The 24,407-nt window shown below is 72.2% G+C and carries 6 protein-coding genes; all 6 read left to right on the top strand.

What is annotated here, in order from left to right; genetic code table 11:
* The first annotated feature begins 273 nt into the window (after positions 1–273).
* Positions 274–8,130, top strand: coding sequence for a SpvB/TcaC N-terminal domain-containing protein (locus tag E1298_RS09810; protein ID WP_131891452.1), 7,857 nt, complete (start codon positions 274–276; stop codon positions 8,128–8,130).
* Positions 8,131–8,178: 48 nt separating this feature from the next.
* Positions 8,179–14,868, top strand: a complete 6,690-nt coding sequence (locus tag E1298_RS09805) for a neuraminidase-like domain-containing protein (protein ID WP_131891449.1) — start codon at positions 8,179–8,181, stop codon at positions 14,866–14,868.
* On the top strand, positions 14,768–17,986 hold the full coding sequence (locus tag E1298_RS09800) for a Tc toxin subunit A-related protein (RefSeq protein WP_131891446.1): 3,219 nt from the start codon (positions 14,768–14,770) through the stop codon (positions 17,984–17,986). The genes E1298_RS09805 and E1298_RS09800 overlap by 101 nt, the downstream gene beginning before the upstream one ends.
* 77 nt (positions 17,987–18,063) lie before the next feature.
* Entirely contained in the window at positions 18,064–20,238 is a 2,175-nt protein-coding gene (locus tag E1298_RS09795; protein ID WP_131891442.1) for a hypothetical protein, read from the top strand.
* Positions 20,238–22,382 (top strand): hypothetical protein, encoded by a 2,145-nt coding sequence (locus tag E1298_RS09790; protein ID WP_131891440.1) that lies wholly within the window; start codon positions 20,238–20,240, stop codon positions 22,380–22,382. Before E1298_RS09795 ends, E1298_RS09790 begins: the two co-directional genes overlap by 1 nt.
* 61 nt (positions 22,383–22,443) lie before the next feature.
* Positions 22,444–24,407: helicase-associated domain-containing protein (locus E1298_RS09785; protein ID WP_131891437.1), on the top strand; the 1,964-nt coding region annotated here is incomplete at its 3' end.

Raw genomic sequence — 24,407 nt, 5'->3', positions numbered from 1 at the left:
CTGGATTGGGAACCGGAATTGCCAGGCACGATTTTTTCCGGGAAATGGCGCCGTCGGAAGGGACCATTGCCGACTGGGCGGGGCGGCTCCCCCGCTCCGTCCGGCGCGTCCGTCCCCGTCGTGGCGGGTCCCGGAGCGCCGGGGCGCGGGCGCCGCGTGGCCACATGTTGTCATATCCGGTCGGCGGCTTTACAGGCCAGATAAGAGTGCTCATAGTGACGAACAGGGCAAACGGGGATTGGGGTTGAGATCGCAAAGCCAAACCTGCCGCCTTTGAGCAATGGGCGGGACGGCGGTCCCGCACGCGCGGAAAAGGCCGCGTCGCCTGCGCTGTACTCGCCCGTCCAGTCGCCGTCCATCTCGCTGCCCAAGGGCGGGGGAGCCATTCGGGGCATCGGCGAGAAATTCGCCGCCAATCCGGTCACCGGGACCGGGGTGTCGACCGTCCCCATCGCCACCAGCCCGGGCCGTTCCGGGCTCGGACCGCAGCTCGCCCTCTCCTACGACTCGGGTGCGGGCAACGGCCCGTTCGGCTTCGGCTGGTCGCTCGGCCTGCCGCGGATCTCCCGCCAGACCGACAAGGGGCTGCCGCAGTACCGTGACGCCGAGGAGTCGGACGTCTTCGTGCTCTCAGGCTCCGAAGACCTCGTCCCGGTGCTCGGCCCGGACGGCGGCCGCTTCGAGGACGCGACCACCGTGCCGGGTCACACCGTCCATCGATACCGTCCGCGCGTCGAAGGGCCTATGGCCCGCATCGAGCGCTGGACCCGCAACGGCGACGGCGACGTGCATTGGCGCACGATCTCCAGAGACAATATCCTCAGCGTTTACGGCAAGGACCAGCGGTCCCGCATCGCCGACCCGGCGGACCCGCGCCGGATTTTCGCTTGGCTGATCTGCGAAACCCGCGACGACAAGGGCGACGGCGTCGTCTACGAGTACAAGCAGGACGACGGCGTCGGCGTGGACCTGAAACACGGCCACGAGGGCAACCGCGGCGGGCTCGGCGATCCGCGACGGACGGCCAACCGCTATATCAAGCGCATCCGCTACGGCAATCGGACGTCACTGCTCGACGATGCCGGCCGCCGACCGGGCGTGCTCACCGACGACCAGATCAAAAACGCCGGATGGATGTTCGAGGTGGTCTTCGACTACGGCGAGCACGACACCGCCGTCCCGAAACCCGGCGACAGCGGTCCGTGGCGTCATCGCGAAGACGCGTTCTCCTCCTACCGTGCCGGCTTCGAGGTGCGCACCAGCCGCCTTTGCCGGCGCGTGCTGATGTTCCATCATTTCGAGCACGAGGACGGAGTCGGCAACGACTGCCTCGTGCGCTCCACCGACTTCGCCTTCTCCGGCGAGCAGAACCCCGTGGACACGCGCGAGCCCGTGTACGCCTTTCTGCATGCCGTCACCCAAACCGGCTACAAGCGAAAGGGTGAAGGGTACCTTCGGCGCAGCATGCCGGCGGTCGAGTACGAATACACCCGGCCCGTCTTGCAGCACACGGTGCACGACGTCGACGCCTCCGACCTGGAGAACCTGCCGATCGGGCTGGACGGCTCGGTCTACCAATGGACCGATCTACACGGCGAGGGCATCCCCGGCGTCTTCAGCGAGCAGGGCGGCGCCTGGTTCTACAAGGGCAATCTCAGCCCGATCAGCGCACGTCAGGTCGAACTCGCGCCGATGGAATGTGCGGCAAGCAAGCCCAGCGTCGCCCTGGCCGGTGGACAGGCGCAGTTCATGGATCTGGCCGGTGACGGTCGGCCCGACCTGGTGGTACAGGACGGCCCCATGCCCGGCTGGTACGAGCACGATGGCGATCGGGGATGGGAGCCCTTCCGTCCGTTCGTGTCCCGCCTCAACCGCGACATGCGCGATCCCAACCTGAGGTTCGTCGACCTGACCGGCGACGGCCATGCCGATGTGCTGGTCACCGAGAACGACGCGTTCGTCTGGCACGACTCCTTGGGCGAGCAGGGCTTCGGCCCGGCCCGGCGGGTTCATCGAGCGCTCGATGAGGAAACGGGTCCGCGGCTGGTTTTCGCCGATGGCGCCCAGTCCGTCTATCTGGGCGACATGTCCGGCGATGGGCTCACCGATCTGGTGCGCATTCGCGACGGCGAGGTCTGCTACTGGCCGAACCTCGGCTACGGCCGCTTCGGCGCCAAGGTCACCATGGACAACGCGCCCCATTTCGACTGCCCCGATCAGTTCGACCACGCTCGTGTCAGGCTGGCCGACATCGACGGCAGCGGCACCACCGACATCGTCTACCTGGGCGGCGATGGTGTACGGCTCTATTTCAACCAGTCCGGAAACAGTTGGAGCGATCCCCGGCCTTTGGACGCGTTTCCGCAGGTGGAGAATCTCGCTGCGGTCACGCTCGCCGACCTCCTCGGTAACGGCACCGTCTGCCTGGTGTGGTCGTCTCGCCTGCCGGGCGATGCGCAGCGCCGCATGCGCTACGTCAATCTCATGGGCGAGCAGAAGCCGCATCTGCTCGTCAGGACGGTCAACAACCTCGGCGCAGAAACGCGGGTCGAGTACGCCTCGTCCGTCAAGTTCTATCTGCGGGACAAGTACGCGGGCAAACCGTGGATCACCAAGCTTCCGTTTCCGGTCCACGTGGTCGAGCGGATCGAGACCATCGACGCCGTCAGCGGCAATCGCTTCGTCACCCGCTACGGCTACCACCACGGCTATTTCGACGGCCAGGAGCGAGAGTTCCGCGGCTTCGGCATGGTCGAGCAGTGGGACACCGAGGAGTTCGGGTTCCGCTCGGGCACCAACGAAGAACCTGCCACCGATCTGCCGCCGGTGCTCACGCGCACCTGGTTCCACACCGGCGCCCACGTCGACGCCGACCGGATCAGCGGCCATTTCGCCGGCGAGTACTACCGCGAGGAGACCCCCGGCCGCCCGGATGTCCCCGGACCGGGCGCGGCAGGGGGCGCCGCCATGCTGCTCGCCGACACCGTGCTGCCCACCACCGTGCGGCAGCCGGACGGGTCTCGGTCGTCGTGGCCATTGAGCGCGGAAGAGGAGCGGGAAGCCCGCCGGGCGTTGCGCGGTTCGGTGCTGCGGCAGGAGATCTACGCACTCGACGGCACCGAGGCGGCGGGCCTTCCGTATCGCGTTGCCGAGCGCAATTACACCGTGGAGCTGCTGCAACCGCGCATCGCCGATAACCGGCATGCCGTCTTCTTCACCCACCCCCGGGAAAGTGTCGAGTTCCATTACGAGCGAGCCCAATACAGATTGGGCAGCGATCGGTTCGCCGATCCGCGGGTCAGCCACGCTGTAACGCTGGACGTGGACGTGTTCGGGAACGTGCAGCGTGCGGTGTCCATCGCCTATGGCCGGCGGGTCGCCGACCCTCATCCGGTCCTCACCGACGACGACCGCGCGAAACAGCGGCAACTTCTGCTGACCTGCACCGAGACCGACTACACCAACCCGGTGCACGAGCCGGACGCGTACCGTGTCCCGCTGTCGTGCGCGAGCCGGACGTACGAGCTGCTCCAGACGGCACCGGCGGCCCCGGGCCTCGACGAGACCGGCCGTCCGGTCACCCCTCTGTTCAACTTCGAGGAGCTGCGGACACGCCTGGACGAGGCCGCCGCGCCCGGCCGGGAACTGCCGTACGAGGACGTCGGCCACGCCGGTATCACCGCCGCCGGTCCGCACCGGCGGCTGATCGAGCACCTCCGCACCCGGTTCCGCTCGGACGATCTGACCGGTCTGCTGCGGGACGGTGAGTTGCAGCCGCGCGCGCTGCCCGGCGAGTCGTACCGCCTGGCGTACACCCCCGGCCTGCTCGCCGGCGTGTACCGCCGGGCCGGGCAGGACCTGCTGCCCGCCGATCCCGCCGGCCTGCTGAACGGCGAAGGGGGATACGTCCGGCTCGACGGCGACTCAGGCTGGTGGATCCCGTCAGGCCGCGCCTTCCACCACCCGGACGGGCCCGCGACACCCGGGCAGGAACAGCCGTTCGCCGCACAGGAACTGGCCTTCGCCCGCGAGCACTTCTTTCTCCCGCACCGCTTCGTCGACGCCTTCGGTAATGCCACCGTGGTGGGCTACGACGCCCACCATCTTCAGGCCGTCCACACCCGCGACCCGGCGGGCAACACCGTCCGCGCCGAACACGACTACCGCGTCCTCGCCGCACGGCAGGTCACCGACGCGAACGGCAACCGCAGCGAGGCCGCGTTCGACTGCCTGGGGTTGGTCGTCGCGATCGCCGTCAAGGGCAAGGCCACGCAGGACGCGGGCGATTCCCTGGCCGCGTTCGCCGCCGACCCCGGGTTCACCGATCCCGAACTCCCGGCGCTCCAGGCGTTCGTGGCCGATCCGCATCGCCGCTCGGCGGCGTTGCTCGACTCGGCCACCACCCGGGTGGTCTACGACCTGCACCGTTTCGCGCGTTGCGGCCAGCCGCCGCTCGCCGCGGCGCTGACCCGGGAGGTCCACGCCGGTGAGCCCGCCCCCGCCGGTGGGGTGCGCATCCAGGTCGCCTTCGTCTACTCGGACGGGTTCGGACGGGAAGTACAGAGCAAGGTCCCCGCCGAGCCGGGCGAAGCGCCGGTGCGTGACGCCGACCTCCCGGTCGAGGCGGGCGATCCGCCGCGACCCACCGGCGACATCCGGCCCGGCCCGCTGCGGGACGGCGGCGCCCCGGCCCCGGCCGCCCGCAGGTGGGTGGGTCAGGGCCGCACCGTCTACGACAACAAGGGAAACCCCGTCCGCCAGTACGAGCCGTTCTTCTCCTCCACCCATCTGTGCGAGGACGAGAAGGAACTGACCGACACCGGCGTTTCACCGCTGCTCTGCTACGACCCGGTGGGACGTGTCGTCGTCACGCTGCGGCCCGACGACACCTACGAGAAGGTCGTCTTCGACCCGTGGCGGCAGGCGAACTGGGACACCAACGACACCGTCCAGCTCGATCCCCGGACCGATCCGGACGTCGCCGCGATCGTCCGTGCCCACTTCGCCGACCGTCCCGCCATTTGGCAGACCTGGTTCGCCCGGCGGATCGGCGGAGCGCACGGGACGACGCCCGCCGACCAGGCGGCCGCGCAGAGCGCCGCCAAGAAGGCCGCCGAGCACGCGGCGACGCCCGGGCTCGCCTTCTCCGACAGCCTCGGACGGCCGTTCCTGACCGTGGCGGACAACGGGCCGAGCGGCAACCTCCCCACCCGGGTGGACCTGGACATCGAGGGCAACCGGCGTGCGGTCACCGACGCTCGCGGCATCGCGGTGATGCGCGGCGACTTCGACATGGCGGGGAACTCTGTATGCACCCGCAGCCCCGACGCCGGCGAACGGTGGACGCTCCCCGACGTGACCGGCAAGCCGATCCGGTCCTGGGACGGCCGCGGCTTCCAACGGCGCATGAGCTATGACGAGCTGCGCCGTCTTCTGGCCGTCTTCGTGACCGACGCGGAGGGCGAGCGTTGCGTCCAGCGGACCGTCTACGGCGAGGCCATCGGCGAAGGCGCGAACCATCGGGGCCGCGTGCACAAGGTCTTCGACGGCTCGGGCCTCCTCGTCAGCGAGGCGTACGACTTCAAGGGCAATCTGTTGCGCGGCACCCGCAGGCTCCTGTCCGACCACCGGTCCGAGATCGACTGGCCGGACGAGTCCGATCCCGCCGTTGACGCCCTCCTGGAGACGGAGGCCTTCACCGGCGCCACCGTCTACGACGCGCTCAACCGTCCTGTCCAGGAGGTGGCTCCGCATTCGAACCGGCCGGACACGACCGTCAGCGTCACCCGGCCCGGCTACAACGAGGCCGGGCTGCTCGAACGGATGGACGCCTGGCTCGACCAGCCGGACGAGCCGTCCGCGCCGCTCGATCCGGACAGTGCCACCCAGCGCATCGTCGGCAACATCGACTACAACGCGCGCGGCCAGCGCGTGCTCGTCGAGTACGGCAACGGCGTCCGGACCGCCTACGACCACGACCCGCTCACGTTCCGCCTGCGGCGCCTCACCACACGGCGCGGCGGCGACCTCCTGCAAGACCTGACCTACGACCACGACCCGGTCGGCAACATCACCAGCATCCGCGACGGCGCCAACGACCTGGTGTTCCACGATCAGCAGGTCGTCGCCCCCGGCGGTGAATACCGCTACGACGCCGTCTACCGGCTCGTTGCGGCTCGCGGCCGGGAGCACCGCGGCGGAGACCGGCAGGTCGGCCACGACCCCGACCCGTGGACGGTGCGGACGCTGCCCAACGACGGTCAGGCGCTGCGCAACTACATAGAGACCTACACCTACGACAGCGTCGGCAACATCCTCGGCATACGCCACCACGAGGGCCCTATTCTCGACTCGCCCGGCGCGGTCGTCTGGCATCGCCGCTACCAATACGCGGTCGACAGCAATCGCCTGATGGCCACCAGCCTCCCGGGCGACCCGAAAGACCTGCCCGACTATGTGACCGCGCCCGGATACAGCGCCAAGTACCAGCACGACGCCCATGGCAACATGACCGCGCTGCCGCATCTGACCTCGCTCGAATGGGACGACGACGACCGGCTCCGCAGCGTGGACGTCGGTGGCGGCGCACGGGCTTTCTACACTTATGACGTCGCCGGGCAGCGGGTGCGCAAAGTCCGCGAGAAGGCACCCGGGCTGATCGAAGAACGGATCTACCTGGGCGGCCTTGAGGTGTTCCGGGTCCGAACGGCCGGTTCCCTCACGCTGGAACGCCAGACGCTCCATTTGATGGACGACTCGTCCCGCGTCGCGACCATCGAAAGCCGCACGCATCTCGTCGGCGCGGACCCCTCGCCGGTGCGGCTCGTCCGCTTCCAGCTCGGAAACCATCTCGGTTCGGTCGTCCTGGAACTCGACGCCGACGCCCAGATCATCTCCTACGAGGAATACCATCCGTACGGCACCACCGCCTACTCCGCGAGCCGCAGCGAAACGGAAACTCCCAAGCGTTACCGCTACACCGGCAGGGAACGTGATGAAGAAAGCGGCCTCTATCACTTCGGCGCCCGCTACTACGCTCCGTGGATCGGTCGCTGGTGTTCCCCGGATCCCGGCGGGCTGATCGACGGGGCGAACCTTTTCCAGTACGCGCATGGAAACCCGGCGATGATGGTGGATCCAACCGGATTCGCGGCCGAACCGGGGCAGGGTGTGCGAGCGGGCGAGCTGCTTCCGCCGGAGTTTCTCCTTCGCATCAAGGTGGTCGCCACCGAGAAGACGTCCGGGATAACCCAGAAGATGCGGGAAAAGGCTCAGTCGTTCTATCACACGGCAACGGGGCGGCCGGGCAAGGAGGCACAGCTTGCCCATGAGTATGGAAGCGAGGCCGCGACCACGCGACCGGGGGAAACGGTATATGTGCGACCGCAGAGAGGGCCGGAGAACGTCAAGGGGTCCGGCTCGATCCGAAGCCTGGTCGGCAAGATCCGGAAAGGGATCGCCGAAGGCATAAAGAACAGGGGCTACGCCCGCACGACAAAGGGCCACGACCCGGGTGCCGCGGCTCCCGCTGCGACATCTCGGCAACACGTGTCGCCCGCGTCGCGTCCGACCGGCGCCCCGCTCCCGAAAAGCCCGAGTACCCGATCGCCGATCGTCGACCGGGTCGGCATGCGCGGCAGTGCCGATCCGGCCCTCGTCCGGGGGCTGGGAAGGGGAACTCTGACCGTGGTGACCGGGCTCCTCGCCCTCAAGGACTTGAAAGCGGATTTGAAGGCGCACGAATACGGGCGCGCGGTGGCGAGCGGCGCCGGCGTCGCGACGTCGGCCACGGAGATCGCGGCAGGCGGGGCGGGCCTCGTGACGGGGGTCTCCTCAAGCGGAATCGGCCTCGGCGCCGGCGTGGGAGGCATGGGAGTCGCCGAAGGCATAGCGGCCGCTCCCCACGTTGTCGGCGCTTTCGCGCTCGGCGCGGCGACCGGGGTGGCGCTCCAGGAAGGGAGCGCCGCTCTTTCGAAGAAATACCTGGGAACGGAGATCTCCCCGGGCCGGATCATCGGGGACGCGCTGACCGCACAGGACAATCTCGTCTCCAAGATCTGGGCCGACCCCAGCAAGCCCGCACATACCCAGACCCTCGGCTGGAAGATCGCCGGGTGGCTTACCGATTAGGGCGCTTCTCATGGATCTACGTTCTGACGAAATGCGGCGGTGGATTCTGTGACGGCGTCCGATGCGGCGGGGGCGGGGTTCCACATCGGCGGGACGGTGCGCGACGACGCGGGGGTCCCCGTCACCGCGGGCGTCGCCGTGGAGGTCGTCGACCTGCGGCTGGGCGGCGAGCACCCGATCGGCACGGCCGAGGTGCGGCCGGACGGCGCGTTCGCGCTGGCCTACGATCCGGAGCCGGTCCGGTCGAGCCCGGGCGCGAGCCTGGATCTCGTCGTCAAGGTCGTCCGGACGTCCGGCGACGACCCCGCGGTGGAACGTGACGTGCTCGCCCGTTCCGCGCCGCTCTTCGACGCGGGCCCGCGTGAACGGGTCGACGTCGTACTCCCGGCGGACGCTGTGCCCGTCCTCGACGAGCACAGCCGCCTCGTCGGCGACATCGCCCGCGGGCTGGCCGACGCGGGCGAGAACACGATCGGGCTGGCCGGATTCGTGGAGAACGCCGAACGCCGGGACGTGACGTTCGCGGCCGCCAAGAGCGGATGGGACGCCCGGGCCGTCGCCATGGCCTCGCTCGCCGATCGCGAAGCCGCGAGCACCGGGATCCCCGCGCCGCTGCACTACGCGCTCTACCGGGCCGGGCTGCCCGCGGGCCCGCGGCTGTGGGCACTCGCACCGGCCCGGGTGATCGAGACGGTCTGGGCCCGCGCCGCCGAGCAGGGGATCATCGCGCCGGAGCTGGTGGCGGAGGTCCCCGCGAGCCTCGACGCGGTGCGCGATCTCGCCGGCCGGGCCGTCCTCGATCTGCCGGGCGGGGCGGGCGACGGGCGCCTGGACGATCTGCTGCGCGCGGCCCTGCCCGACGAGGCCGACCGGCACCGCTTCGCCCAGATCTACCGCGAGCACCGCGACGCGCCCGAGACGCTGTGGTCGCGGGTGCGAGAGGAGTTCCCGGGCAGCGCCGCTCGCCTGGAGCTCGACGGCGCGCTGGCGGGCCTGACGCGCAACAACGCGCCCCTGATCGCCAAACTCCACGACGGTCCGGCCCCGTCCCGGGTCGGCGATCTCGCGGCGGCCGGCTACCACCGCGCGGAGCGATGGCGACGGGACCTCACCGCCGACGTCCCGGTTCCGGACGACGTCCCCGTTCCGGACGACGTCCCGGGCGGGAACGAGGACGCCCGGCGGGACGCCTACGCGGCGATCCTGGCCGAGGAGCTGCGGCTGCGCCATCCCACCGCCGTGCTGGGCGCCGAGGTGGCCGAAGGGACGATCCCGGTCGGCGGCCCGGCGGGGACCGATCGCGCGGTGGCCGGCTTCCTCGCCGAACACCACGACCGGTTCGAGCTGGCCCTGCACCCCATCGATGACTACCTCGGCGCGCGGTCGATCGATCTCGCGCCGCCCGTCCGGGACGAGGTCGCCGCGTTGCAGCGGATCGTGGCCGTCGCCCCGACACCGGAGGCGGTACGCGGGCTGCGGACGCTCGGGATCGGCTCCGCCCGTGCGGTGGCCCTGCACGGTGAGGCGGCGTTCGTCGCGCGGTTCGGGTCCGCGCTCGGCGGCGAGGACGTCGCCCGGGAGACCTTCCGGCGCGGCGATCAGATCCACAGCGCCGCTCTCGCCACGGCCACCAGCTACCTGGTGGGCAGGGCCGCGCCCGAGGTGTTCGCGGTGCCGCGCGGCGGACCGGCCGCCGCGACCGGTCCGGGGGCTCGGGCCCGTGCCGCGGCCGAGAGCGTGGCCGGGGCCGCCGCCGGGGCTGCGGGCTTGGCGGCCGTGCGCAGGCTGCCGAACCTGGAGACGCTGTTCGGGCCGGGCGACACCGGCGCCTGCGAGCACTGCGAGTCGGTCCTGAGCCCGGCCGCCTACCTGGTCGATCTGCTGGAGTTCCTCGACGTCGAACCCGTCGCGGCGGGCGGCCGCAAGCCGCTCGACGTGCTTCTGCAGCGCCGTCCGGATCTGCAGCACATCGCGCTGAGCTGTGAGAACACCGAGGTCGAGCTGCCGTACGTCGATCTGGTGAACGAGATCCTGGAGCACGTCGTCGTCCACGCCTCGATCGAGGGGTACCAGGGCCATGACGTGGCGCCGGGCACCGGCACGGCCGAGCTGCTCGCGTCGCCGCAGTTCGTGGACGAGGCCGCCTACACGGCCCTGCGCGCCGCGTCCTATCCGCTCCTGCTGCCGTGGGACCAGCGCCTGGCCGCCCTGCGCGCCTACCTGGCCCGGGCGGAGCTGACGCTGGACGGCGCGATGGCGGTGCTCGCCGCCGACGACGCCAACGGCCGATCGTGGAGCGACGTCGTCCGGGAACGGGTGGGCGTCAGCCCCGCCGAGCGGGACCTGCTGTGCGGGCCCGGGGTGACGCCGCAGGCCCTCTACGGCGACGACCCCGCGCGGGTGACGGAGGCGCAGCTCGTGGACGGCGTGGGCAACGCCCGACGGCTCGCCCGCCGCCTCGGTCTCACCCCGGCGGAGCTGGTAAGCCTGGTCCGGACGCGGTTCGTCAATCCGGGGGCCGACCTGCTGGTTCCGCTCAGCGCCCTTGGCGTCGGCCTTCCCGCGATCCAGGGGCTGCGCGCCGGGACGATCTCGCACGCGCAGTTCCAGGCGATGCTGCGCCCGGGCCTGGACACCGCGCCGTTCGGCGGGGACGTCGTCGCGTGGCTCGCGGCCCGGCACGACCGGATCATGAGCATCGTCGTGCTCACCGACCCCAGCGGGACGGAGCCACCGGCCGGGGACTCGACCGGCGCCTTCGCGTCGCTGGAGCTGAGACGGGCGCTGCCCGACCCGGCGCGCAACCGGCTCCGGGCGGTCGACCTGCTCGCAATCGCGCGGTTCGTCCGCCTGCGCTCCCGGCTCGGCTGGAGCATCGAGCGCACCGATGACGTGGTCGCCGCGCTCTGGCCCGACCCGATTCCGGTCACGGCGTCCAGCGACGAGGTCCGGCGCGGCCTCGACACCGGCTTCGACACCGTCCTGGTCCGGCTCGGGCACCTGCTGAGCGCGGTGGACCTGCTCGGGCTCGACGCCGAGGCCGACCTGCCCTGGCTGCTCGGCTGCTTCGCGCCGCTGGGCGAGCGCGGCCCCGACGCCCCGTACCGCAGGCTGTTCCTGACGTCCACGCTGCTCGGGGCGGATCCGGTGTTCGGTCCCGGCGCGGACGGCAGCCCGCCCGCGCGACCGGACGCGACGCTGCTCGACCACGCCCCGGCCCTGCAAGCGGCGCTGAAGCTCACCGCCGATGAGTTCGCCGCCGTCGTGCGCGCGGCGGGGGTCGGCCCGGCCACACCGCTGTCGGTCGCCTCGATCAGCCTCCTGTTCCGCTACGGCTACCTGGCCCGCGTCCTGCGCGTGGGGGTGACCGAACTGGTCGGCCTGATCGAGGCGACCGGCTGGCGGCCCTTCGATCCGCTGGACGGGCCCGACCCCGACTTCCTGAAGCTGATACGCCTCGTCCAGCCGATCCGGGACTCCGGCCTCCCGCTCGCGCGCCTCGTGGCGCTGGCGCTCGGCACGGACGCCAGCCCGGACGCGGCGATCATGCCGGTCCTCCGCTCGGTCCGCACCGCGCTCGCCGACCCCCGCGCACCGGGCGGCGGGCAGTGGAGCGAGGCGGCGCTGCGGACCGTCCTGACGTCGGTGTTCGCGCCGGAGGTCAGCGACGCGTTCCTCGGCCTGCTCGCGGGGGCCTCGACGTACACGACCGCCTACAACCAGGACCAGGCGTCTCTCGCGGAGCCGGTGCTGGCGGCCGCGCCGCGGCTCTCCTACGACGCGGCCCGGTCGCTGCTGATCCATCGCGGCGTCCTGCCCCCTGAGGCCGCCGCCGCGGTGACGGCCCTGCCGGACCTGCCGGTGGGCCTGGCCGAGGCCGTCGCGCGGCTGGTCAACGCCGGGCAGGCCGAATATCTGCCGCTGCTGCGCGCCCACCCGGTCCTGGCGGAGCGCTGGCGGGTCTGGGCCGCCACGCCCGACGACCCCGCCGATCCGGGCGGCGAGGCACGGCGGGCGGCCCTGGGGACGGCGCTGCTGGACGATCTGCGCCCCGCCCTGCGAAGCCGCCGGCTCGGGGAGGTGCTCGGCGCCGCGACCGGCACGGATCCCGAGGCCGTCGCGGCCCTGGTCGGGGACGCCTCCGCCATGCCGGGGTCGGAGGTGCCGCGGTCGGTGGGTGACGACCTGGCCGCCGTGACCGCCACCGGCCTGAGCGTGCGCTTCTGGGCGGGCCCGGTGGCCGGCCCATCCGCCGGCGACCCGGCGCGGATCTCGCTCGCGCCGGAGATCGACTACGGGCCGGGTGCGGCCGGTCTGCGGGAGGCGGCCGAGATACCCGCCGGAGCGCTCAGCGGAGTGTGGGCCGCGTACGTCGACCCGGCGGTCTCGGGCGCCTACGCGCTGTCGGTCGAGTCGGACGGCTCCGCGGTCACCCTCCAGATCGACGGCCGGGCGGTGTCCCTGCGCCGCGAGGGCGGGACCTGGACGACGACGGCGCCGGTCGATCTCGTCGCCGGCCGGCCGGTGCGGCTCGAACTGACCGCCACCGAGCTGACCGCGCGGCTGAGCCTGCGGTGGCGGGCCGAGGGGGTCGCCCAGGTGGTGCTGCCCGGTGCGGTGTGCTGCCCGGCGGATGCCGTCGCGGCGTTCACCGGCGGCTACCGGCGGCTGCTGGCGGCCCTCGAACTGGCGGCCGCGTTCGGGCTCTCGATCCGCGAGATGCAATTCTTTGCGCGCGCACCCGAACATCGGATCGGCGACGTCGGCTGGCTGTCGGCGGTGCCCGCCCCTGGCGCGGATGCCTCGCCGACGCTGGTGCGGGCCGTCGCCGACCTCGCCCGGTACCGGCGGCTGTGCGAGCGCTGGGCGGTCACTGGCACCGCGATCATCGATCTGCTCGACGGCTCCGCGCCGGGCTCGCCGTCCGAGGTGGTCGCGGCGCTCGGCGGCGTCACCCCGGCGATCGTGGACGATGCCGCCGCCCACCTGGGGACGGACGGCGCCGCGCTGCGCAAGCTCGACGGGCTGTGGCGGGTGGCCGGCGTGCTGGACCTGGTGCGCAAGGTCGCGCTTCCGGTGAGCACGCTCGCCAGGGCCGTCCGCACCACGCCATCGGCGCAGGACGTACGCGACGTCCGGGACGGCATCCGCGCGCGCTACGACGACGACGCGTGGGCGGAGGCGGTGCGCCCCGTCCACAACGAGCTGCGCCGCGCCGCTCGCGACGCACTGGTCGAGCGGGTCCTGCACCTGGAGAACCCCGATCCCGACCTGAACGTCGACGAGGTCACCGGCGGGTTCACCTCTCCCGAGCAGCTCTACGAGAAGCTGCTCATCGACGTGCGGATGGACCCCTGCATGACGACGTCCCGCATCGCGCAGGCGATCTCGACGGTGCAGCTGTTCGTCGCGCGGTTCCTGCTCAACCTCGAACCCGAGGTCTCGCCGGAGTCGGTCGACCCGCAGCGCTGGGAGGCGATGAAGCGCTACCGGATCTGGGAGGCCAACCGCAGGGTGTTCCTCTTCCCGGAGAACTGGCTCGACCCCGACCTGCGCGACGACAAGTCGCCGTTCTTCCGCGAGCTGGAGTCCGAGCTGCTCCAGTCCGACATCACCGACCAGGCGGCCGCCACCGCTCTGGGGCACTACCTGGAGCGGCTGGACGAGGTGGCGAACCTGGAGATCGCCGGCATGCACGTCGACGAGCGCGTCGCGGCGGGCACCGGGGTCCCCGATCCGGTGGTGCACGTCATCGGGCGCACCTCCGGGGCGAAACGCGCCTACTTCCACCGGACCCTGGACGGGACCTGGCGGCCATGGGAGCGGGTCAACGTCGACGTCCCGGACGACCCGGTGCTCCCGGTGATCTGGAAGGGCCGGTTCCTGCTGTTCTGGCTGAAGGTGTCCAAGCAGCCCGACGGCAGGCAGCCCGGTGAGTTCGCCGCGAACGCGCCGAAGCAGACCCGGCTGGGGGACCTGGCCCTGCGCGACCTGACCCTCCGCACCACGGCGTCCCTGACCGTGAGCCTGTTCTGGAGCGAGTACTACAACGGCCGGTGGCAGTCGCCGCGCACGTCCGACCCCGACCGTCCGATCGACCTGGGCGCCGAGTTCAGCGTGATCGGCGATCCGCTGGCGCTGCGCCTGGCCTCGGACATCGAGACCGACAGCGCCGGGGTCCGCGACAGTCTCGGCATCATCGTACTGAATCCCAGCCCGGGCGGGACGGGCAACACCCATTTCCGCCTCTACACCACGCACAGCCTGCCCGTCCGCAAGCAGGACGACGCGGGCGGCTCGCCGGGATTCCCCGCCGACCGGCAGTTCTCCACCTCGGGTCCGCTCGTCGTCAGCTACCGCGACGACCCGTTCCACGAATTGACGGTCCTGCGCGCCGGCCAATCGCCCTACCGTGCCATCGGGCCGATGCACCGGCTGAAGGATCCGCACCGGGCCCCGTTCTTCTTCCAGGACAGCAGGCACGTGTTCTACGTCCATCCCGACCCGACCGATCCGGTGCCGTCCCACCCGTTCGGACGCTTCCCCGGGCCGCTGGCCGCGCCGCCGGCGTTCCCTCCGTTCGAGGCCGACCCTTCGTTCGAGGCCGACCCTTCATCCGAGGCCGAGAGGATCCGCCATGGCCGACACGAAATCCTTCGTGTTCCAGAACCACTTCCATCCGTACGTGGGGATGCTGGTGGAACGGCTGAACCAACAGTCGGTGGACGGCCTGCTTGACCTGGCGGTTCAACAGGTCTCCGAGCCGTTCTTCGACCGGAGCTACGATCCGAACGACCCGGCCGCGCCCGGCGAGGACGCCAGTTTCAAGGTCACCTCGTTCCCGAAGAACATCGACGTCGGCGAGGCCGGGCCGTACTCGGTCTACAACTGGGAGCTGTTCTTCCACGCGCCGGTGACCATCGCGGTGCACCTGAGCAAGAACCAGCGTTTCGCCGAGGCCCAGCGGTGGTTCCATCACGTCTTCGACCCGACCAACACCGACTCCACCACGCCCGTCCCCGACCGGTTCTGGAAGTTCGTCCGGTTCCGCGATCCGCGACCGGGCGACATGCCGCGGGTGGACGAGCTGGTGGCCGTGCTGAGCCGTCCGCCCTCCGAGCTCGGCCCCGAGGAGCGGATCCTGCTGGCCTCGGCCGCGCTGAGCTACGAGGCGCTGCGCCGCGAACCCTTCCGGCCGCACCGGGTGGCCCGGACCCGGGTGGTCGCCTACCAGTACTACGTGGTGATGAAGTACCTGGAGAACCTCATCGCCTGGGGCGACAGCCTCTTCCGGCTCGACACCGCGGAGTCGATCAACGAGGCGACCCAGCTGTACGTCCTGGCGGGGAACATCCTCGGCCCGCGCCCGGCGGAGGTGCCCCGGCACCGGTCCGCGCCGCGTATGAGCTACCGCCGGCTCAAGGACGCCGGTCTCGGCGCGTTCGGGAACGCGCTGGTCGAGCTGGAGAACCTGCTGCCGTTCGCCCAGACGACCGCGCCGGGGGCGGCCGGTGCCGGGACGGGCGGCACGGCGCTGCTGGGGATCGGGCGCAGCCTCTACTTCTGCGTCCCGCGCAACGATCAGCTCGTCGGGTACTGGGACGCCGTCGCCGACCGGCTGTTCAAGATCCGCAACTGCCAGGACATCACCGGCGCCGTGCGCAGGCTCTCGCTCTTCGCGCCCGCCCTCGACCCGGGCCTGATGTCCCGCGCCACCGCGGCGGGCATCGACATCGCCGGAGCGGTCGCGGGGACCAGGGCGCCCGCCTCGCCGGTGCGGGCCGCGCTGCTGATCCAGAAGGCGCTGGAGATCACGGCGGAGGTCAGGTCGGCCGGAGCCGCGCTGCTGTCCGCGATGGACCGGCGGGACGGCGAGGAGCTCGCGCGGCTGCGGCAGGGGCACGAGATCGGCATGGCGCGGCTGGCGCGGGACGTCCGCTTCCTCGGCTGGAAGGAGGCCGAGGCGAACACCGAGGCGCTGCTGCGTGCGCGCGCCATCAGCTTCGCCCGCTACCGCCACTTCCAGCTGCTGCTCGGCCGTCCCGAATCCGAGGTCGACAAGCTGCGCGAGGTCGGCCTGACCCGCGTGCCCGTGACCGAGGAGAACTTCTCCGAAGTGCACCAGCAGCTGGTCGGACGGTACGCCACCGCGATCGCCCAGGAGAGCCGGCCGGCGCCGCGCCTGGCGCGGGACGGCGATCCGCGGGTCCAGGCCGGCGCGCAGAGCCAGGGATCGCTGGACCTGATCGCCAACGAGTTCGCCGAACTGAACATCCACATGCCCGCGGCGCGGGACAAGCAGCGCGAGGCCACCGACATCGACATCATGTACGGGGTGCTCGGCATGCTGCCGAACATGGGCATCGACATCGAGCCGTTCGGCCTCGGCGGGCACGTGGAGTTCGGTGGGCCGCTGCTGTCGGCCGTGGGGCGGACGCTCGCCTCGGCCACCCGCGGAGCCGCCGAGCAGGACGTCTACGAGGGCGGCCGGGCCGCCAAGATCGCCGGGTACCAGCGCAGGGACCTCGACTTCGTCCAGCAGAGCAACCAGGCCGCGCTGGAGCTGATGCAGAACGGGCGCCAGCTCATCGCCGCGCTCGTCCACGAGCAGGTCGCGCGGCGCGACCACGACGCCGCCGGCGAGCAGATCAAGCGGGCCCAGGAGGTGGACGCGTACCTGGCCTCGAAGGACACCAACACCGAGCTGTACACGTGGCTGCGCGGCGAGGTAGCGCGCAGCTTCGCCGAGCGCTACCGGATGGCGGTCGACGTCGCGCGCGCCGCCGAGCAGGCCGTGAAGCGGGAGCTCATGCGCCCCGAGATCGACGACACGACCTTCATCGGTTTCTCGCACTGGGACACCGGCCGCCGCGGCCTCCAGGCCGGAGAGCGCCTCCACCACGACCTCACCCGGCTGCAGATGGCCTACCTGGAGAACAACCGGCGCGAGTTCGAGCTGACCACCCACGTCTCGCTGCGCATGCTCGACCCGCTGGCCCTGCTCGAACTGCGCTCGCGCGGGTCCTGCCAGTTCAGCGTGCCGGAATGGCTGTACGACCTGGAGGCGCCCGGACACTACTTCCGCCGCGTCCGCACGGTGGCGCTCAGCCTGCCCGCCGTGACCGGCCCCTACACCTCGGTCGCGGCCACGCTGTCGCTGCGGCGCAGCTCCGTCCGGCGCGACCCGGGGCTGCTCGACAACCGGTACACCCGGATGCCGGGGGAGGACCCGCGGTTCCTGGACTACCCCGGTGCGCTGGAGTCGGTGGTGACCAGCACCGCCGTCCGCGACGCCGGGCTGGTCGACGCCGCCCCGCGCGACGACCGCTACCTGCCGTTCGAGGGGGCGGGCGCCGTCAGCGAATGGACGCTGAGCCTGCCCGCGGACCTGCGCACGTTCGACTACACGACCATCTCCGACGCCGTCCTGCACATCGGCTACACCGCCCGCCCGGGTGTGCGGGCCGACGCCGTGGCCGCCGACCTGCGCGAGCGCTTCGCGGCCGCCACGCAGCGGACCCTCGCACGGTCGTTCAGCCTGCGTCATGACTTCCCCACGGCATGGGCGGCGTTCCTGGCCGGAGGCGACGACCTGTCGCTGCGGATCGAGAAGGGCTGGTTCCCGTACTTCACCCAGTCCGCCACGCTCACGCTGAGCGCGGTCGAGCTGTACGGGATCACCGGCGACGACCTCGTCCGGGGACCGTCGCCGCTGGCCGCCGACGCGCTGCCTGCGCTCGACGCCGAGCTCAGCGCGGAGGGCGCGTTCACTCTGGCCGTTCCCGCCGACGACGCCGTCCTGCGCCGCGACCGGACCGCCGACCCCTACCTCATCGTCCGCTACACGATCCGTTGACCCGCAGCCGAGAGAGGGCCGGCCACGATGAGCGTGAAGGTTCCCTGGATGACGACTCCCCGCGACGGGAGGCCCTGATGGCCCCCGTCACGTGGAGCAGGCTCGGGAGTCCGAGCGAGGTCGCCTGGGCGCGGACGGCCGGCGACGCCGCGGTCATCGTCGCCGGCACCGCCGGTGGCCACCTCTACCTGCGCAGACGCGAGGAGGCCGGGTGGCGTTGGGAGCACGTCGGGGCCCCACCCGGCGCGGCGGAAGTGCTCGGGGCCACCCTGCTCGCCGCCGAGGGATCGAGCGCCGTCACACCGATCGTGGTCGGAGACGACCTCCGGGTCTGGCTGTACCGGCCGGGGGCGGCCACGCCATGGATCGGCCTCGACGGCCCGGTCCCCGACCCGGACCTGCCCTTCTTCGCGGCCTGCGGCGACATCGCCGTCAGCACCTCGCACGGCGGCGCGGCGCCCCAGCACAGGCTCGTGGTCAGCAGCCCTTCAGGACAACCGTGGACACGCCGGGGCATCGAACCCGGCGCCACCTGGTTCCGGCTCGCGCCGGACGCCGACTGGATCGCCGTGGAACTCGCGACGGCGCTCGCGTCCGCCGCGTCCGACCAGGAGCCGCAGCCGCACATCTTCGCCGTGAGCCAGGACCCCGAGACCTCCGCGTCCCGCCTCCGCGTCGCCGTCCTGGAGAACTCCCGCTGGATCTGGACCGATCTGGGCGGCCCGCCGCCGGGGGCCGACCTGAGCGTCGACGGGCTCTCGGCGACCAGCGTCCGCGATGGCGGCGGACGGCTCCAGGCGTGCGCCATCGTGCGGCAGACGATCACCGGCGACGTCGGCATGGTCATCGGCTCGGGCCGGGACTGGCAGTGGACCGGCCTCGGGCGGCCGCCCGTCCCGAACGACCTCAGCGCGGCCGTCGTCGCCGAGAAAGGGCCGGCACCCCAGCCCGGCGACGAGCCCTTCGTCGTGGCCCGCGCCGGCCACCGCCTCTGGACGCGCTCGCGGACCGGCGCCTGGACGGACCGGGGGACCACACCGCAGGACGCCGCGGTCGTCGACCCGACGTCCGCCTTCGAGGCCGCCGCGCCGGACGGGCGGCGCCGCGTGTGGAGCACCGGCGTGTCCTGGGAGTCCGACCTGTGGACCTTCGAGTCGGACGACGCGGGCGTGCGGTGGGAGGACCACGGCCGCCCCGGTTCGGTAACCGCGGTTCTGGGGGTCTCGATCGGCCCGGGGATGATGTACGTCGTCGACGAGAACGGCGCGGTGTGGAGCTGCGACGTATGGGGGAACCCGTCCGACGGCTTCGTCAACCCCGGTGCCTGGACCTTCCACGGCCCGCCCGCCCCCGGCGTCACGGCCGCCCTGGGCGTCGGGGTGCTCAACATGGAGGGCAGCGAACCGCGGCCGACCTGGGTGTTCGTGGTCGGCGGCGACGGGCGCCTGTGGGCGAGGACGGCCGGCGACGAGGGCGGCGAGGCCACCTGGAGCTGGGTCGACCACGGCGCCCCCGCCGGCAGGCCGATCAGGACCGGCGCCCCGCCGGTCGCGGTCGACGTCTTCGGCGGCCCGCCGGCCGTCCACGTGCTGGCCGACGACGGCCGCCTGTGGATGCGCCGCATCTCCGGGGGCGAATGGCGCTGGACCGATCGCGGCGTGCCGCAGGGCCAGCTGATCTTCGCCATCGCGGGCGCGGCCGCCCCGCCGAGCGAGGCGGGACCGCAGCCGGTCGTCGCCGCCGTCACCGGCGACGGGCACCTGTGGATCAGCGTCCCGGACGGCGACGCCTTCCGGTGGAGCGATCTGGGCACGCCGACCCCGACCGAGAAGATCGTCGTCGGGATCGGCGCCGAGGCCGTGTCCGACGACTCCCCGGCGGTGGACATCGTGGTCGTCAGCTCACCGAGCGGGCAGGTGTGGAGCAGCCGATGGGAGCCGGGAAGACCTCCGCTCTGGACGGCGCACGGGCGGCCTGCTGACGCGCGCATCCGCGCCGGTGTCGGAACCGTCCGCGATCCGGACGAGGCGGGCTGCCTCATCTCGGTCATCGGAAACGACCAGCAGGTCTGGGCTACCTCCTCCACCGCGCCCGGGGCGTGGTCGCGATGGGACCCGCGGTCCGCGACCACGATCGTCCAAGGAAGGGCCGTCCTGCTGGGCGGCCGGCCGTGCGCGGCGGTGCTGGACGACGGCCGGCGCGTCCACGTCGTGACCGTCGCGGTGTCGCCGGACGACGGCGGGATGTCCTGATGGCGCCCGCCGAGTGGACCGGTCTCGGAGGTCTGGGCGAGGTCACCTGGGCGCGGGCCGCCGACGCCGCGGTCATCGCCGTCGGCACCTCCAGCGGCCACCTCTACCTGCGCAGACGTGGCGGAGCCGGATGGCGGTGGGAGCACGCCGGGAGACCGCCCGGCGCCGTCGACGTGCTCGGCGCGGCCCTGCTCCCGGGCACGCCGGCGGTGCTCGCCCGCGACAGCAAAGGCGACTCGCGGGTGTGGCTGCACCAGCCCGAGGCGGGGCGCAGGCCGTGGACCCGCCTCACCGGCCCGGATCCGGACGCGGACCTGGAGCGGTTCGACTCCGCCGACATCGCCTTGAGCACCACGCGCCTCGGCGCGGAAGTCCGCGACACCCTCGTGGTCAGCAGCGCGGCGGGACGGCCGTGGATACGCCAGGGCGTCGACCCCGGCGCCGCCGCCTGGCTCCAGATCGCGGCGGACGCCGACTGGATCGTCGTCGAACTCGCGACGGCGCTCGCGTCCGTCGCGTCCGGGGCGGAGCCGCAGCAGCACATCTTCGCCGTGACCGTGGACCGTGAAACCTGGGACGAGATCGCCCTCCGCGTCGCGGTCCTGGAGAACTCGCGCTGGACCTGGATCAATCCGGGCAGCCCCCCGAACGACGGGTTCATCCACGCGCTCTCGGCGACGAGCTTCCGCGACGGCGGCGGCCGCCTCCAGGCGTGCGCCGCCGTCATCGGAACGGACGACAACGCCATGATGGTCACGGGCTCGGGCCGGGACTGGCGGTGGGTCGATCTCGGGCAGGCGCCCGGCCGGCACCGGATCAGAGAGGCCGTGCTGACGGACAAGGGCCCGGATCCGCGACCCGGCGCCGAGCCGGTCCTCGTCGCCAGTGCCTCCCCCGGCCACCTCTGGGCGCGCTCGCTGACCGGAGACTGGACGGATCTGGGAGCCACACCGCGAGAAGGCTCTGTCGACCCGACCGCCGCCCTCGAACTCGACGGGCAACGCGTGTGGGCCGCCGGCGTATCCTCGTCGTCCGACCTATGGACCTTCGAGTCGGACGACACCGGCGGGCACTGGGAGGACCACGGCCGCCCCGCCCCGGCGGCGTCGGTCGTCGGAGCCCACACCGACGATTTCGAGATTCTCGAAAAGCGCCGGGTCGTCGTCCACGTCATCGACGCGAACGGCGCGCTGTGGAGTTGCGACCGGTGGGGACGATCGGGCGCCGGCCTCTCCGACTCGCGCGGCTTCTGGACCCGCCACGGCCAGCCCGCACCCGGCGTCACCTGCGCCGAGGGGGTCGGGGTGTTCACCGCGGGCATCGGTTCCGCGCGGCCCACCTGGGCATTCGTGATCGGCGGCGACGGGCGTCTGTGGGCGAAGAGGGGCCACCGGGGCGGCTGGACCTGGGTCGACCACGGCGCTCCTCCCGGCAGATCGATCAAGACGGGCGTGCCGCCGTTCGCGGTCGACCTGCTGAGCGGCCGGCCGACCGTGTTCGCGCTGGCCGACGACGGCCGGATCTGGATGAGCGCCGAAGGCCCGCGCTGGATCGACTGCGGTGTGCCGCAAGGGCAGCTGATCTTCGCGATCGTCGGCGCGGCCGCCCCCGTGAGCCTGGCGGGACTGCTGCCGGCCGCCGTCGTCATCACCGGCGACGGCCACCTCTGGATCACCGATTCGGACGGCGACGCGTTCCACTGGACCGACCTGGGCACCCCCGCCCCGTCCGAGAAGATCGTCGCCGGAATCGGCATCGAGGTCGTGGCCGACCTGCCGGACTCCTCCGCGCTGGACATCGCGGTGGGCTCCCAGAGCGGGCAGGTATGGTGCCACCGGTGGGCGCGGGGACGACCCTCGCACTGGACGAAACACGGACGCCCGACCGACGCGCGCATCCGCAGCGGCATCGGGACCATGCCCGACCCCGCGAACCCCTCGGGCTGCCTCATAGCGGTGGTCGGAGGCGACCAGCAGATCTGGGTGACCCCCTCCACCACACCCGGAGCGTGGACGCGATGGGACCCCCGGCCCGCCACGACCACGATCACCGGCGGAAAGGCCGCGACACTGCTGGACATGCCGTGCGCAGTGGTCCTGGACGCCGACCGACGAGTCAACATCGCGACACCAGAACGCACCTGAGCGCACGGTGACTCGTTGGTTCGGCTCGCTGGGAGGCACCTTCCGGTGACATCGTGGAGGGGTGACGAGTACGGGCCAAGGATCGTTCGGCATCTGGCTGGCGAAGCTGAGCATCGAGGAACTGGCCGATCTGCTGGCCGAGCGGCCGGAGGCGGTCGCCGCGCCGGAGCCGTTGACGCTGGGCGAGCTCGCGGAGCGGCTGTCCTGGCCGCGCGGAGTGATCACGGCGTTCGCGGAGTGCGCTCTGCCGTCGATGCAACTGGCCGAGGCCCTCGCGGCCCTGGGCGACGGCGCGTCGAGGGCGGACGCCGAGGCGTTGCTGGACGCGGCGCCGGACGACGTCGAGAGGGCGGCGGACGAGCTCGCCCGGCGCGGGCTCGTGTGGCCGGAGGGTGATCTGCTGCACCTCGTGGAACCGCTGCGGGACTGGCCGCTCGGGTACGGGCCGCTCGGCCTGGGCCCGCCCGTCGCCGCGCTGCTGCCGGGCCTGAGAGCGGACGAACTGCGCCGGATCGTCAGTGGACTGGGCATCGTCCCGGCCGGGAAGCGCAAGGCCGACCTGCTGGAGGCGGCTCTGGAGGGCCTGCGTGACGCCGATCGGGTGCGGCGTGCGGTCGCCGCCGCGCCCGAGCGGGTGCGGAGTCTGATCGAAACGGCCGCGCGCGACGGCTGTCCGGCGGGCTACCAGGTCATCTACCCGGTCCGTGATGACGGACCGTACGCATGGGCGTTGGCGCGGGGACTGCTCGTCCAGCTCGACTGGCAGGAGCCCGTCATGCCCGCGGAAGTGGCGCTGGCGCTGCGCGGCCCGTCCTACCGGGCGCCCTTCACGCCGGACGAGCCGTCCCCCGCCACGGTGGCGGTGGACGCAGCCGCGGTGGCGGCCGAGTGCGCCGCGGCTTCGGCCCGCGCGGTGACGGAGGCCACCGCACTCGTCCGATCGTGCGGCTCCACGCCGCCGGCCCGCCTCAAGTCCGGCGGCGTCGGCATCCGCGAACTGCGGCGGACGGCGAAACAGGCCGGGTGCGACGAGACCGCCGCCCGGCTCTGGCTGGAGCTGGCAGCGGCCGAGGGCCTGCTCGACCGGCGCCCGACCGTCGAAAGCGACGGCCGGCCGGCCGATGTGCGCCTCACTTCGATGCTGCGCACCTGGGTGCGGATGCCGCGCCTCCCGCTGCTGGACGATCCCGAAGACGGCCGTGGCGCCCCCCTCGACCCGCGGGCCGACGACCCGGCGGCTCCCCGGCTCCGCGCCGCGGTACTCGAAACCCTCGCGGGCCTTCCCGAAGGGCGCGGCGCGCCCCGTCCAGAGGAACTGGTGGCGGCGGTGACATGGCGGCGCCCGCTCCTGTTCGAGGACCCCGGCATAGCGCTGCCCTACGTCACGGCGGTCTGGCGCGAGGCGGAACTGCTCGGCGTGCTCGCCCACGGCACGCTGACCCCGGCGGGCCGAGTGCTGGCGGGCGCCGAAAGCCCGGTGTCGCTGGACGAGGCCGTCGCGGAGGCAGTGGAATCGGCATGCGGAAGAGTGCTGCTCCAGGGCGACCTGACGGCCGTGGTGCCAGGACCGCCCGCACCGTGGCTGGCCGAACTCCTCGATCTCGTCGCCGATCGCGAGTCCCGGGGCACGGCCTCGGTATGGCGGTTCGGCCCGTCCACCGTGCGCCGCGCCTTCGACGCGGGTCTCTCCGCCGAACGGCTCCGCTCCGACCTGCGATCCGCCGCCGGCGCCGATCTACCGCAGCCGCTGGCGTACCTGATCGACGACGTCCACCGCAGGCATGGCGAGGTCACGGTCACTCCGCTCGCCTGCGCGATCTGCTGTTCCCGTCCCGCCCTGCTCGCCGAGATCCTCGTCCACCGCAAACTGCGCAAGCTCGGACTCCGGGAACTGGCGCCCACAGTGCTGGCCAGTGCCGAGCCGGCGGACGCGACGCTGGACGCTCTCCGGGAAGCCGGTTACATCCCGGTCGGAACGGACAACAGCGGCACGCCGCTGATCGAACGCGCCCCGGCCCGCCCCTC

The sequence above is a fragment of the Actinomadura rubrisoli genome, assembly GCF_004349215.1.
Taxonomy (GTDB): Bacteria; Actinomycetota; Actinomycetes; order Streptosporangiales; family Streptosporangiaceae; genus Spirillospora; species Spirillospora rubrisoli.
Note: the sequence above shows the minus strand (reverse complement) of the source record. Positions and strands in the feature narration are given on the sequence as shown.